Below are 13,719 nucleotides of genomic sequence, written 5' to 3' on the forward strand. Positions count from 1 at the left end.
GAAGCAATGATTCCGCTGTCCTTCGTGCAACGCCGCACATGGTTCCTGCACCAGCTGGAGGGTGCGGAGACCTGGAACATCTCCTCGGCGTTCCGGCTGACCGGGCGACTGGACGAGGACGCCCTCCTCGCCGCGCTCCGCGACCTCGTCGACCGGCACGAGATCCTGCGCACCACCTACCTGACGGACGACGACGGCGAGCCCCACCAGCTGATCCTGCCCCTGGAGCGGGCGCTGGAGCAGGTCCGGGTGCCGGTGGCCGAGGTGGCCGCCGAGGACGTGTCCGCCGCCGTCGACGAGACCGTCGCGCACTGGTTCGACCTGGAGACGGAGATCCCCCTGCGGGCACGCCTGCTGCGCTCCGGACCCGAGGACCACGTCCTGGTCCTGGTCGTCCACCACATCGCCTCGGACGGCAGCTCCGGCGCGCCCCTGGCCCGCGACCTGGCTGCCGCCTACAACGCGCGCCGGGCCGGCCGGGCCCCGGACTGGGAGCCGCTGCCCGTCCAGTACAAGGACTTCACGATGTGGCAGCGCGAGGTCCTCGGCGACCTGGCCGACCCGGGCAGCCTCGGCGCGCAGCAGATCGCCTACTGGCGGCGGGAGCTGGAGGGCGTCCCGCAGCCGCTGAACCTCCCGCTCGACCGCCCCCGCTCCGTCGAGGCGGGCACGGACGGAGACGCGGTCCCCATCCCCGTCGCCGCCGAGGTGATGGCCGGACTGCAGAAGCTCGCCGACGGGCGCGGGCTGACCATGTCGATGGTCATGCAGGCCGCGCTCGGCGTGCTGCTGGGCAAGCTCGGCGGCGGCGAGGACATCCCGGTCGGCACCCCGATCGCCGGCCGCACCGACGAGGCGCTGAACGACCTGATCGGATGCTTCGTCAACAACCTGGTCATCCGCATGGACCTCTCCGGCGACCCGACCTTCGCCGAGCTGCTCGCCCAGGTGCGCGACAAGGCGCTGGCCGCCTACGAGCACCAGGACGTGCCCTTCGAGGTCCTGGTCGAACAGCTCAACCCCGACCGCTCCGCCGCCTACCGGCCGTTCTTCCAGGTGATGTGCGGCTGGCAGAACACCGAGAAGTGGTCCCTCGAACTCGACGGCCTGGAGGTCGAGTACCGGCAGGCCCTCCTCGCGACCACCCAGGTCGACGTGTTCTTCAGCATGACCACGGACGAGAACGGCGCCCTGCGCGGCGACATCTCCTACGCCACCCACCTCTTCGACCGGGACACCGTCGAGGACATGGCCGCCCGCTACGCCCGCGTCCTGGAGCAGCTCGCCGCCGACCCGCAGGCCCGCATCGGCGACGTCGACGTCCTCGTCGACGGCGAGCGGGAGCGGCTGCTCGCCGAGGTCAACGACACCGCCGAGCCCACCCTCGAAGGCGGCCTGGTGGAGGCCCTGCGCCGGCGGGCCGAGGCCGCCCCGGACGCCCCCGCCCTCGTCTGCGAGGAGGAGACGCTCACCTACCGCGAGCTCGACGCCCGCTCGAACCGCCTCGCACACTGGCTCGTCGACCAGGGGGTGCGCCCCGAGTCCCTGGTCGCCGTGTGCCTGCCGCGGACCGCGGACCTGCCGGTGGCCCTGCTCGCCGTGGTGAAGGCCGGCGGCGCCTACGTGCCGATCGACCCGGACCACCCGCGCTCGCGCATCGACTTCGTCCTCGACCAGGCGAAGCCGGCGCTCGTGCTCGACGCCGACGCCCTGGCCGCCGCCGACCACGGGCGGTACCCGGACTCCGCCCCCGAGGTCACCGTCCGCCCGGACAACACCCAGTACGTCATCTACACGTCCGGGTCGACCGGCACCCCCAAGGGCGTGGCGGTCCCGCGCGGCGCGGTGGCCAACTTCCTGGCCGCGGCCGGGCGCCGGTTCCCGCTGACCGCCGCCGACCGGATGCTGTTCAGCACGACCGTCTCCTTCGACATGGCCAACACGGAGCTGTACCTCCCGTTCGTCTCCGGCGCCGCCATGGTCCTGGCGAAGAAGGAGACCGTCACCGACCCGTCGGCCATGGTGGCCCTGCTGCGCCGCCACGACGTCACCGTGGTCCAGGCGACCCCGGGCTTCTGGCAGATGCTGCTCACCCACGAGCCGGACGCCGCCCGGGGCCTGCGGATCATCACCGGCGCGGAGGCCGTCCCGGTCCGCCTCGCCGAGACCCTGGCCGAACAGGCCGCCGAGGCCGGCAACTGGTACGGCCCGTCGGAGACCACCACCTGGTCCACCACGGCCCCCCTCAAGGCGGGCGCCGGCGTCGCCATCGGCACGCCGATCGGCAACACGCAGGTCTACGTGCTCGACGCCCGGCTGCGCCCGGTCCCGCGCGGGGTGCAGGGCGAGCTGTACATCGCCGGCGACGGACTCGCGCGCGGCTACCAGGACCGTCCGGAGCTCACCGCCGAGCGGTTCGTGCCCTCCCCGTTCGGCCCCGCCGGCGCCCGCATGTACCGCACCGGCGACCTCGTGCGCTGGAACAAGGCGGGCCAGCTGGAGTACATCGCCCGCACCGACCACCAGGTCAAGGTCCGCGGCTTCCGGATCGAACTCGGCGAGATCGAGCACGTGCTGGCCGGACACCCCGCCGTGTCCCAGGCGGCCGTCGTGGTGCGCGAGAGCCGGCAGGGCGACAAGAGCATCGTCGGCTACGTGGTGCCCGAGGCGGACGCCGGCCCGGCCGCCGCGCTGCTCCCGGAGCTCACCGCCCACCTGCGCGGACGCCTTCCGGACTACATGGTGCCGTCCGCGCTGGTCCCGCTCACCGCGATCCCGCTGACCCCCAACGGCAAACTCGACCGGCAGGCCCTGCCCGCGGAGCACGCCACCGCCCCGTCCGGCGGGGCGCCGCGCAACTCCCACGAGGAGAGGCTGGCCGCCGTCTTCCGCGAACTGCTCGACCGGGAGGACGTCGGCGTCGACGACGACTTCTTCGCCCTCGGCGGCCACTCGCTGCTCGCCACCCGCCTCAGCGTCCGCATCCGCAAGGACTTCGACGTCGAGCTGCCGCTGCGGACGATCATCAAGTTCCCGACGGTGGCCGCGCTCGCCGCGCTGCTGCTCGCCGGCGCCGTCCCCGACGAGGTCGCCGACCCGTTCGGCGTCGTCCTTCCGCTCAACAGCGACCCCGGCACCGGCAGGAAGCCCCTGTGGTTCTTCCACGGCGGAGGCGGCCTGGGCTGGGCGTACTTCAGCTTCGTGACGCACGTGCAGGGCCGGCAGGCCTACGCCCTCCAGTCGCGCGGCGCCGACGGCCGGGCCCCGCTGGTGGAGTCCATCGACGAGATGGTCGACCACTTCATCGGGGAGATGCTGGAGATCCAGCCGGAAGGCCCCTTCAACCTGGTCGGCTGGTCCTACGGCGGCACCCTCGTCCAGGCCGTCGCGGCGGGCCTCGCCCGGCGCGGCCACGAGATCGCCCTCACGGCGATCCTGGACTCCCAGCCGGGCGGCCAGGGCTGGTCGGAGATCCACCGCGACAAGACGGTGGACGACTACCGCGACGAGCTCGAGGACTTCTTCGGCCAGTACATCGGCACCGGGAACCAGCAGGAGTTCCTGGACAACATGTCCCGGGTCCTGGCCAACAACACGAACCTGATGATGGATTGGGAGTCCCCGGTCTACGACGGCGACGTCGTCTTCTTCCACGCCACCCTCAAGGACGAGATGTACGCCCACCTGTGGCGCCCCTACGTCCTCGGCACCATCGAGGAGCACGACGTGGCGGCCACCCACCACGAGATGAACCTCCCCGGACCCGTGTCCGAGGTCTTCGAGGTCCTCAACCGGAAGCTGGAGGACCTGGCATGACGAACCGTCGGACGGATGATCGGAGCTGCTCGCGATGACGGAAACCACACTGCTCTGCGTGCCCTTCGCCGGAGCGGGCCCCTCGTTCTTCCACCCCTGGCGGGAGCTGGCCGCCGGCCGGTGGCGCGTGACCTCGGTCGAGCTGCCGGGGCGGGAGCGGCGGATCATGGAGGAGCCGTACCGCAACGTCTTCGAGGCGGCCAAGGGCTCGATCGACGACGTGGTGGCGGACCTCGGCGAGGGGGCGCGGACCGTCCTGTTCGGGCACAGCCTGGGTGCCGTGCTCGCCTACGAGCTGGCCCACCTGCTGGGCGAGCGCGGCGTCCGCGTCGAACGGCTGGTCGTCAGCGGCTCGCCGGGTCCCTGGACCCAGCGCGAGCGGCGGGCGGCGGGGCTCCCGGACGAGGAGTTCCTCGCCCGGGTCGAGGAGTTCGCCGGGTTCCGGCACGAGGCCCTGGACCACCCGGAGATGCGCGAGCTGATCCTCCCCGTGCTCCAGGCCGACTGCGAGATGCACGAGAGCTACGTACCGAGCACCGACGTACCGCTGGCGGTGCCGATCTGCTCGCTGCGCGGGGCCGCCGACGGTCTGGTCACCGAGGAGGAGGCCCGGCAGTGGCAGGCGGCGACCACGGCCGGCTTCACCTATGCGGAGTTCCCGGGTGACCACATGTACCTGGTCGACGCCGGCCGGGAGGTCCTCGAAGTGATCGCGGAACAGTCCCTCTGATCAGCGGAGACGGACTCCAGCGCCGTGTCAGGGGCGTGACAGGTGGATGACAGGCCCGGAGAGGAAAGTGGAGGCATGAGAAGTTCAGCGATCGCAGTTTCAGGGCTGCGTAAGGCATACGGTGACAAGGTCGTGCTCGACGGCATCGACTTCGACGTCGCCGCGGGATCGGTCTTCTCCCTGCTCGGCCCGAACGGGGCGGGCAAGACGACGACGGTCAACGTCCTGACGACGTTGATGAAGGCCGACGCCGGCACGGTGCGCGTCGCCGGGCACGACGTGGCGACCGAGACGAAGCGCGTGCGCGGGGCCATCGGCGTCACCGGCCAGTTCGCCGCGGTCGACGAGCTGCTGTCGGGCCGGGAGAACCTCCAGCTGATGGCGGACCTGAAGCGCGTGCGCGACGGCGGCCGGGTGGTCACCGGGCTGCTGGAGCGGTTCGACCTGGCGGAGTCGGCGGACAAGCAGGCCTCGACCTACTCCGGCGGCATGCGCCGGAAGCTGGACCTGGCGATGACCCTGGTCGGCAACCCGCAGGTGATCTTCCTGGACGAGCCGACGACGGGCCTCGACCCGCGCAGCCGGCGCACCATGTGGGGGATCGTCCGCGAGCTGGTGGCCGAGGGCACCACCATCTTCCTCACCACCCAGTACCTGGAGGAGGCCGACCAGCTCGCCGACCGGATCGCGGTCCTCAACCAGGGCCGGCTCGTCGCCCAGGGCACCCCCGAGGATCTCAAGCGCCAGATCCCCGGCACCCACGTCCGGTTCCGCTTCGCCGACGCCGTCGAACTCGACGCCGCGGCCCGGGTCCTGACCGAGGCCCTCCGGGACGAGGAGGAGCTGACCCTGCGCGTCCCCGGCGACGGCGAGACGCGCTCGGTGCGGGCCCTGCTCGACCGGCTCGACGCGCACGGACTCGACGCCCTGGAGTTCTCCGTGCAGCGCCCGGACCTCGACGACGTCTTCCTCGCCCTGACCGACCAGACGGGCACCCAGCACACCAGCAAGGAGGCGATCGCACAGTGAGCACGGTCTCGACGCCGTTGGCCGATTCGGCGATCATGCTGCGCCGCAACCTGAAGCACACCGTGCGCAACCCCGTCACGGTCTTCAACGCGGTCCTGTTCCCCATCGTCATCATGCTCATGTTCGTCGGGGTGTTCGGCGGCGCCTTCAGCGTCGGCGAGGACTACGTCGACTACGCCACCCCCGGCCTGCTCGTGATGGCCATCAGCTACGGTCTGGGCGCCACCGCCACGGCCGTGAACGACGACATGACCAAGGGCATCATCAACCGCTTCAAGGTCATGGACGTCTCCCGCGGGGCGATGCTGACCGGACACGTCGTCATCACCTCGGTGCGCTGCCTGGTGGCCTGCGCCGCCATCATCGGCGTGGCCTTCGCGATGGGCTTCGACCCGGCGGCCAGTGCCCTGGACTGGCTCGGCGTCGTCGGCGTCATCGTGCTGCTGAGCTTCGCGGCCGGCTGGCTCACCGTCGCCACGGGCCTGGCCGCCAAGACGGTGGAGTCGGCCGGCCTGGCCACCGTCCCGCTGATCATGCTGCCGTTCCTGAGCACCGCGTTCGTCCCCGCGGAGACCATGGGTACGGGCATCCGGCAGTTCGCCGAGTACCAGCCCTTCACCCCGATCATCGAGACCCTGCGCGGGCTTCTCACCGGCCACCCCTCGGGCGGCGACGCGCTCGCGGCCGTCGCCTGGTGCGTCGGGCTCGCCCTCCTCGGGTACGTGTGGGCGGTCTCCGCGTTCAAGAAGCGGGCGTGACCCGGGCCTGAGAGCGCAGGACGCGAGACGGCGGCCGCCGGACCCCCGGCCGGGGGTCCGGCGGCCGCCGTCTTCCGTGTGCCACCGCGCCGGCGGGAGCGCCCTCACCCCCGCAGGGCCGGCCCGAACCAGGTGGTGAGGGCCGTCCGCAGTGCGGCGGCCTCGGGCGCGCCCACGGCGTCCGCCGCCCAGGCCACATGGCCGTCGGGCCGGATCAGCAGGGCCGCCGGGGCGGGGACCTCGCCGACGGGCGGCACGGGCCACAGGGCGTCCTCGGCACGCGCCACGACGAGGTCGACGCGATCGGCCCAGCCCTCCGCGGCCGACGCCACCGCGGCGCTCCCGCCCAGGTCGAGCAGGACGGGGCGGGCGGCGTGCAGCAGCCCGTAGACGCCGATGACGCCCCCGTCCGTCTTGAGGTCGGCGTCGAAGACCCGGCGGCCCTCCATCGGGTGGTCCCCGCCGACCGGGTAGCGCACGTCCAGCGCGGTCAGCATGTGCCGCAGGACCCGGTTGACGTCGTCGAAGACCATGAGCGAGCCGAACACCTCGCGCAGCGCGTCCGTCGCCGCGCCGGGGCGGGCCAGCGCCGCCTGCGCCCGGGTGTTGTGCAGCACGCGCTCCCCGACGGGGTGGCGTTCGTCGTGGTAGCTGTCCAGGAGGCTCTCCGGGGCCCGGCCCCGTACCACCGAGGCGAGCTTCCAGCCCAGGTTGACCGCGTCCTGCACCCCCATGTTCAGCCCCTGCCCGCCGGCCGGGAAATGGATGTGCGCCGCGTCGCCCGCGAGCAGCACCCGGCCCTTGCGGTACTGCGCGGCCTGCCGCGCCGCGTCGTTGAACCGGGAGACCCACCGGGGGGAGTGCATGCCGAAATCCGTGCCGGCGACCCTGACCAGGGACTCCCGGAGCTGCTCGAACGTCGCCGGCTCGTCGCGGTCCGCGACCCGGTCGTACTCGGAGGTGATCACCCGGTACCAGCCGGGCTCGAACGCGATCGCCGAGTAGTCGCCGCCGGGGGTGCGCCGCACCCAGACGTAGTCCTCGGGCAGGCCGGGGAGTTCCACGTCGCCGATCAGCGCGGTCATCGTCGCCGGGGTGCCGGGGAAGTCGACGTCCGCCAGCTTGCGCACCGTGCTGCGCCCGCCGTCGCAGCCCACGAGGTACCGGGCGCGCAGCTCCGCGGGCGCCGCGTCCCCCGTGTCCAGCTCGACCGTCACCCCGTCCCCGTCCTGGCGGATCCCGCTCACCCCCGCGGACCGGCGCACCCGCACGCCGAGTTCCACGGCCCACTCCTCCAGGATCCGCTCGACGGCGGACTGCAGGATCATCAGCGGATAGGGGTGCCTGGACTCGGACTCGTCGAAGTCCAGGTAGAGGCCGGAGAAGTGGCCCACCGGCTGCGGTTCGCCCTCGGCCAGGAAGCGGTCCAGCACCCCGCGCTGGTCCAGCACCTCCAAGGTGCGCGAGTGGATCCCGCCGGCCCGGGACTCGCCCGTCCGCTCCGCGAGCCGCTCGACCACCACCACGTCGGCGCCGGCCAGCCGCAGCTCGCAGGCGAGCATCAGGCCCGTCGGCCCGGCACCCGCGACGACCACGTCCGCGTCCGTACCCGTATGCCCCACGTCGTTCCCCCTCGTTCGACTGCGCCTCTAACGTCGTTAAATCCCCTTCACGTTCACTGAACGCGAATCGGCCGGTCAAGGAACGCCACGGCCGGGGCGGGGCGGGCCGCGCGCGGACTTCCCCCTGTCCCGCCGGCGGGACGGTCCCGGGAAGCAGGCCCGCCGGCGCACTCTCAACCCCACCGGCCGGCGGGCACCGGAGCACCGCCGAAGCGGTGTGAGCGGACGCGCATCCACGCGACACTCGATCCGGCCATTCGAGGAATGTGTCCCGCCGGCGGGACGGCGCGGCCGGGGACTCCCGGCCGGCGGAGGAAGGACGGACGGGCAATGGGATCGTTGGGGCAGGAAATCGCCGCGCTCTGGGGAGAACACCTGGGCGGCCGCGAAGTCGGGGTGGACGACGACTTCTTCGCCATCGGCGGCAACTCGCTGAGCGGCATCAAGATCATCGAGCAGGTGTCCGAGGCGTACGGCGTGCAGCTGTCCGTGCGCGACTTCTACCTGGCGCAGACCCCGGCCCGGGTCGCCGAGCTGATCGAGCAGGGGAGGACGGGGGCGTGAGGCTGACGCCCGGCCCCGCGCGCGACGTCGACCTCGACGGCGTCGACCTGTTCGACCTGGACCTCTACGCCTCCGGCGACCCGCACCCCATCTGGGACGTGATGCGGGAGCGGGCGCCCCTGCACCACCAGGTCCTGCCGGACGGCCGCGCGTTCTGGTCGGTCACCCGCTACGAGGACGTCCGCCGCGTCCTGTCCGACCACCGCGCGTTCACCTCCGAACGCGGCACGGTCCCCACCCACCTCGGCACGGACGACCCCGCCGCCGGCGTGCTGATGACCTCCACCGACCCGCCGCGGCACACCGAGGTCCGCCGGCCGCTCGGCTCCAAGCTCACCGCCCGCGCGGTGCAGGTCTGGGAGGACCGGATCCGCGCCACGGTCGTCCGCTTCCTCGAACCCGCGCTGGACGGCGAGGTCTTCGACCTGGCCGAACAGGCGCTGCTGCTCCCCGCGCTGGTCACGGGCCCGCTGCTCGGCATCCCGGAGAAGGACTGGGAGGAGCTCGTCCGGCTGACCGCCATGGTGACGGCCCCCTCGGACCCGCACTTCCGCCTGGGCAGCGAGGCCGCGACCCTGGCCATCTCCCACCACGAGCTCCTCACCTACGTCCGCGACTGGGCCCGGACCCACCGGGCCGCCGGCGTGGAGGACGAGAGCCTGCTCCACCACCTCACGAGCGTCCGTCCAGGGGGCGAGCCCCTGTCCGACGAGGAGATCGCCCTCGACGGCTACAGCATCCTGCTGGGCGCCAACGTGACGACCCCGCACACCGTCTCCGGCACGGTCGGGGCGCTCATCGAGCGCCCCGAGCAGTACCGGAAGGCGGCGGCCGACCCCGCGCTGGTCCCCGACCTCGTCGAGGAGGGCCTGCGCTGGACCTCGGCCGCCTGCAACTTCATGCGGTACGCGGTGGACGACGTCGAGATCGCCGGGGGCACCGTCCCGGCCGGCGGCGCGGTCGTGGCGTGGATCGGCTCGGGCAACCGGGACGCGTCCGTCTTCCCCGACCCGCACGTCTTCGACATCACCCGGGCCGGCGCCAAGCGCCACGGCGCGTTCGGGTTCGGCCCGCACTTCTGCATCGGCGCCCCGCTGGCCCGGATGACGCTGCGCGTCTTCTTCGAGGAACTGCTCGCGCGCTTCGAGTCGCTCGAACTGGCCGGCGAACCGCAGCACCTGCGGTCGTACTTCATCGCCGGCATGACCCACCTGCCCCTCGTCGGCGAGAAACGGCGGACCCCATGACCACCGGCACCCCCACCGCCACCTCGCCCTGGTTCGTCCGCCCGCCGTCCGAGGACGCCCCCGCCCGGCTCTTCTGCTTCCCCTTCTCCGGGTCCGGGGCCTCGGCCTTCAGCGCCTGGCCGGCCGCGATCGGCGGCGCCGAGGTCTGCCCGGTGCAGTTCCCCGGCCGCGAGAACCGGCTGGCGCACCCGCACTACGGCACCTACGAGGACCTGGCCGACAGCCTCGTCGAACAGCTGGCGCCGCTGCTCGACCGGCCGTACGCGATCTTCGCGCACTGCGCCGGGGCGATGCCCGCGTACGAGACGGTGCTCCGGATCGCCGAGCGCGGCCTGCCCGCGCCGGAACGCCTCTTCGTGTCGGGCCAGCCGGCCCCGCACGACGCCGCGCGCGACCGGATGCTCACCCTGACCGAACCGGAACTGCGCGCCGAACTGGAGTCGTTCGTCCGCGGCCGCGGCATCGACCCCCGGCCGGACATGATCGACCTGGGCATGTTCGTCCTGCTGCGCGACCACGCCGCCGCGGGCGCGTACCGCCGGACCGAGCCGGCCCGCGTGGACTGCCCCGTCGTCGTCCTGCACTGGAGCGACGACGCCGACGCGGGCCCCGAGGACCTCGAAGGGTGGAGCCGCTACGCGGACCCGGTCGAGTTCCGGACGGTCGAGGGCGGCCACTACGCCTTCATGGACGCGCCCGACGGGCTGCTGGGGCCGCTGTCCTCCTGGCGGTGACACCGCCGCCGTCCCCCCCCCCCCCCCCGAGCGAGAAGCCGAGAGAACCGGAAGGGAACGCGTATGAACGGCGCCGCCGCCGACATCGCCGTCATCGGGATGTCGTGCCGGTTCCCCGGTGTGGACGACCCGCGCGCGTTCTGGCGCCTCCTGCTCGACGGGGAGTCGACCGTCGGGACCTTCCCCGCCTCCCGCGCGGCCGGCCGGGACCGTACGTCCCATCCGGACGCGGCCACCCTGGAGCAGGGCTCCTTCCTCGACGCCATCGACGGGTTCGACGCGGAGTTCTTCGGCACGGGACCGGCGGAGGCCGCCGCCATGGACCCCGTCCAGCGGCTGGGCCTGGAGCTCGCCTGGGAGGCCGTCGAGGACGCCGGCGTCCCGGCGGAGGCGCTCGCAGGCCGCGAGGTCGACGTCGTGGTCGGCACCGCCCCCTCCGGCTACGACCTGCTGCGCAGGCTGTCGGGAACCGACCGGGACGACCACTACGCCGCGCTCGGCTCCAACGGGGCGATGATCGCGAACCGGATCTCCGCCCTCTTCGACGTCCGCGGCATGAGCTTCTGCGCCGACTCCGGCCAGTCCTCCTCGCTGGTGGCCCTGGCACTGGCCTGCGAACGGATCCGCGCCGGCGCGGTCGACACGGCGCTCGCGGGCGGCGTCCACCTGATCGCCGACCCGGAGGCGGGAGCGGCCCTCGCCAACCTGGGCGCCCTCTCGCCCGACGGCCGCTGCTTCACCTTCGACGAGCGGGCCAACGGCTTCGCCCGAGGGGAGGGCGGGGCGTTCGTCCTGCTGAAGCGGCTCGACCTCGCCCTCGCCGACGGCGACCACGTCTACGCGGTGGTGCGCGGCTGGGGCGTCGGCAGCGGCGGGTCGTCCACCCGGATGCCGGACCCCAGCCCGAGCGGGCAGGCGGCCGCCGTCCTGGCCGCCCTCGCCCGCGCGGACGTCCCCTTCGACAGCGTCGACTACGTCGAGGCCCACGGCACCGGCACCCGCATGGGCGACCCGGCCGAGGCGGCCGGCCTGCGCGAGGTGTTCCGGCGGACCGGCCGCGAACGCCCCCTGGTGATCGGCTCGGTGAAGACGAACGTCGGACACCTGGAGCCCGCCGCCGGAATCGTCGGCTTCGTCAAGGCGGCGCTCTGCCTGGACCGCGCCCGGCTGGTCCCGAGCCTGAACTTCCGCTCCCCGAACCCCGCCATCGCCGGCTTCCACGAGCACTTCGAGGTCCTGCGGGACGCGCGCCCCTGGCCGCGGCGGCCCGGCCGTCCGCGCCGGGCGGGCGTGTCGGCGTTCGGCATGGGCGGCACCAACGCGCACGTGGTCCTGGAGGAGGCCCCCGCGGCGCCGGCGCACCCCCAGCCGTCCGCCGCCGCGGCCCCGGCGCCCGCCGTGCTGCCGTGGGTGCTCTCCGCGCGCTCGGAGCCGGCCCTGCGCGAGCAGGCGGCGCGGCTGCGGGACCTGCTGGTCGCGGACGCCTCGCCGTCGGCGGCCGACGTCGGCCACTCCCTGGCCACGACGCGCTCCCGGTTCGCGCACCGGGCCGTCCTGCTGGGCGGCGGCCGTGAGCGGGCCCTGGCCGACCTCGGCCTGTTCGCGGCGGGCGGCGACCCGGCGCGGATGGTCCGCGGGGCGGCCACGGAGCCGGCCGGCCCGGTCGTCTTCGTCTTCCCCGGCCAGGGGGCGCAGTGGCCGGCCATGGGGAAGCGGCTGTACGAGGAGTCGGAGGTCTTCGCCCGCTCGGTCGACGCGTGCGCACGGGCGCTCGCGCCGCACGCGGACTGGTCGCTGGTGGACGTGCTGACCGGTGCCGAGCAGGCCGCGTCGCTGGAGCGCGTCGAGGTCGTCCAGCCGGCGCTGTTCGCGATGATGGTGTCCCTGGCGCGGGTGTGGGCTTCGCTGGGCGTGACCCCCGACGCGGTCATCGGCCACTCCCAGGGCGAGATCGCCGCGGCCCACGTCGCGGGCGCCCTGACGCTGGAGGACGCGGCCCGGATCGTCGCCCTGCGCTCCCGGCTGCTCGCCACGGTCGCCGGACAGGGCGCCATGGCCGGCGTCCTGCTGCCCGAACGCCGGGTGCGGGAGCTGCTCGGGCGGTGGGGCGACCGCATCGGGATCGCCGCCGTCAACGGCCCCAACTCCACCACCGTCTCGGGCGAGACCGCGGCGGTCCGGGAACTGGTCGCGGCCTGCGAGGCCTCGGGCGCCCGCGCCCGCCTGATCAGGTCCACCGTTCCCGGCCACTCGCCGCTGCTGGACCGGTTCGAGGAGCGGCTGACGGACGGACTGGGCCGGATCACCCCCCTGCCCGCGACCGCGGCGATCCACTCGACCGTGACCGGCGGCCCCCTCGACCCGGCGGAGCTGGACACCGCCTACTGGTTCCGCAACCTGCGGCGGACGGTCCGCTTCGAGGCCGCCACGAGGCACCTCGTCGAACAGGGGCACACCACCTTCGTCGAAGTCAGCCCGCATCCGGTGCTCCAGGTGGCGGTCGAGGAGACGGCCGACGCGCTCGGGGTCGCGCCGGCGGTGGTGGGCACGCTCAGCAAGCACGACGGCAGCACGGGCGAGGTCCTGGCCTCACTGGCCGAACTGCACGTGCGCGGCGTGCCCGCGGACTGGGAGGCGGTGTTCGCCGCCGGGCGGCCGCGCCGGGTCGCCCTGCCGACCCACCCCTTCCGGCGCCGCCCGTACTGGCTGACCCCGCCCGTGGACGGCGCCGCGCCCTCCACGGGGGCGGGCGGACCGGACGCGGGCACCGGGAAGGCCGCGGGCCTGGGCTCGGAGGCGGCCGTCCTCGCCCTCGTGTGCGCCGAGACGGCGGCGCTGCTGAGCGCCGCCGACCCGGCCGTGACGGCCGCCGGGCTCGCGGCGAGGGCGGGCGAGACCTTCAAGGTCCTGGGCTTCGACTCCGCCCTGGCGGTGGGGCTGCGCAACCGGCTCGCGGCCGCCGCCGGAGTGCGGCTCCCGGCCACCGTCGCCTTCATCCACCCCACTCCGCAGCGGCTCGCCCGGCACCTCTTCGACCTCCTCGCACCGCGGGTCCAGGAGGCCCCGCCGGACCCGGAGCCGCAGGAGGGGAGCGGACCGGAAGGCCACAGCGACGACGACCTGTACGAGCTGATCGACCGCGGATACGTGTAGCCGCACCTGTACTGCTGAGCAACGGTTTGGGGGAGGCCCTGGTGGAGGATGTCGACAAGCTCCGGT

The 13,719-nt window shown here is 73.6% G+C and carries 9 protein-coding genes; 8 read left to right on the top strand and 1 reads right to left on the bottom strand.

Annotated elements, in window-relative coordinates:
* The first annotated feature begins 6 nt into the window (after nt 1-6).
* The 4 genes from ACIRBY_RS35380 to ACIRBY_RS35395 all read left to right on the top strand — a co-directional run bounded on the left by ACIRBY_RS35380 (nt 7) and on the right by ACIRBY_RS35395 (nt 6,333).
* Nucleotides 7-3,816, top strand: coding sequence for an amino acid adenylation domain-containing protein (locus ACIRBY_RS35380; RefSeq protein ID WP_403908516.1), 3,810 nt, complete (start codon nt 7-9; stop codon nt 3,814-3,816).
* A gap of 34 nt (nt 3,817-3,850) precedes the next feature.
* Nucleotides 3,851-4,546 carry a thioesterase II family protein gene (locus tag ACIRBY_RS35385; protein WP_403908518.1) on the top strand — a complete coding sequence of 232 codons (696 nt, stop codon included), beginning with the start codon at nt 3,851-3,853 and terminating at the stop codon, nt 4,544-4,546.
* Between the two features lie 75 nt (nt 4,547-4,621).
* Nucleotides 4,622-5,575 (top strand): ATP-binding cassette domain-containing protein, encoded by a 954-nt coding sequence (locus ACIRBY_RS35390; RefSeq protein ID WP_403908520.1) that lies wholly within the window; start codon nt 4,622-4,624, stop codon nt 5,573-5,575.
* On the top strand, nt 5,572-6,333 hold the full coding sequence (locus ACIRBY_RS35395) for an ABC transporter permease (protein ID WP_403908522.1): 762 nt from the start codon (nt 5,572-5,574) through the stop codon (nt 6,331-6,333). The genes ACIRBY_RS35390 and ACIRBY_RS35395 overlap by 4 nt, the downstream gene beginning before the upstream one ends.
* Nucleotides 6,334-6,437: 104 nt before the next feature.
* Here ACIRBY_RS35395 and ACIRBY_RS35400 read toward each other — a convergent pair whose 3' ends face one another.
* Complete coding sequence (locus ACIRBY_RS35400; protein WP_403908524.1) at nt 6,438-7,955, bottom strand: FAD-dependent monooxygenase; 1,518 nt, start codon at nt 7,953-7,955, stop codon at nt 6,438-6,440.
* 330 nt (nt 7,956-8,285) lie between these two features.
* Here ACIRBY_RS35400 and ACIRBY_RS35405 point away from each other — a divergent pair, with 330 nt between their 5' ends.
* From ACIRBY_RS35405 to ACIRBY_RS35420, 4 genes are all read left to right on the top strand, one after another.
* Nucleotides 8,286-8,519 (top strand): phosphopantetheine-binding protein, encoded by a 234-nt coding sequence (locus tag ACIRBY_RS35405; protein WP_403908526.1) that lies wholly within the window; start codon nt 8,286-8,288, stop codon nt 8,517-8,519.
* Entirely contained in the window at nt 8,516-9,766 is a 1,251-nt protein-coding gene (locus ACIRBY_RS35410) for a cytochrome P450 (protein ID WP_403908528.1), read from the top strand. The genes ACIRBY_RS35405 and ACIRBY_RS35410 overlap by 4 nt, the downstream gene beginning before the upstream one ends.
* On the top strand, nt 9,763-10,500 hold the full coding sequence (locus ACIRBY_RS35415) for a thioesterase II family protein (protein WP_403908530.1): 738 nt from the start codon (nt 9,763-9,765) through the stop codon (nt 10,498-10,500). Before ACIRBY_RS35410 ends, ACIRBY_RS35415 begins: the two co-directional genes overlap by 4 nt.
* Nucleotides 10,501-10,563: 63 nt before the next feature.
* Complete coding sequence (locus ACIRBY_RS35420; protein WP_403908532.1) at nt 10,564-13,653, top strand: type I polyketide synthase; 3,090 nt, start codon at nt 10,564-10,566, stop codon at nt 13,651-13,653.
* The last annotated feature ends 66 nt before the right edge of the window (nt 13,654-13,719 follow it).

This window comes from Streptomyces sp. NPDC096136, from assembly GCF_044763325.1.
In the GTDB taxonomy this organism is placed as follows: Bacteria; Actinomycetota; Actinomycetes; order Streptomycetales; family Streptomycetaceae; genus Streptomyces.

What these genes read in the sequence shown, in the direction of transcription:
- ACIRBY_RS35380 (WP_403908516.1), top strand. Translation starts at nt 7, where the DNA reads ATGATTCCGCTGTCCTTCGTGCAACGCCGCACATGGTTCCTGCACCAG.
- ACIRBY_RS35385 (WP_403908518.1), top strand. Translation starts at nt 3,851, where the DNA reads ATGACGGAAACCACACTGCTCTGCGTGCCCTTCGCCGGAGCGGGCCCC.
- ACIRBY_RS35390 (WP_403908520.1), top strand. Translation starts at nt 4,622, where the DNA reads ATGAGAAGTTCAGCGATCGCAGTTTCAGGGCTGCGTAAGGCATACGGT.
- ACIRBY_RS35405 (WP_403908526.1), top strand. Translation starts at nt 8,286, where the DNA reads ATGGGATCGTTGGGGCAGGAAATCGCCGCGCTCTGGGGAGAACACCTG.
- ACIRBY_RS35415 (WP_403908530.1), top strand. Translation starts at nt 9,763, where the DNA reads ATGACCACCGGCACCCCCACCGCCACCTCGCCCTGGTTCGTCCGCCCG.
- ACIRBY_RS35420 (WP_403908532.1), top strand. Translation starts at nt 10,564, where the DNA reads ATGAACGGCGCCGCCGCCGACATCGCCGTCATCGGGATGTCGTGCCGG.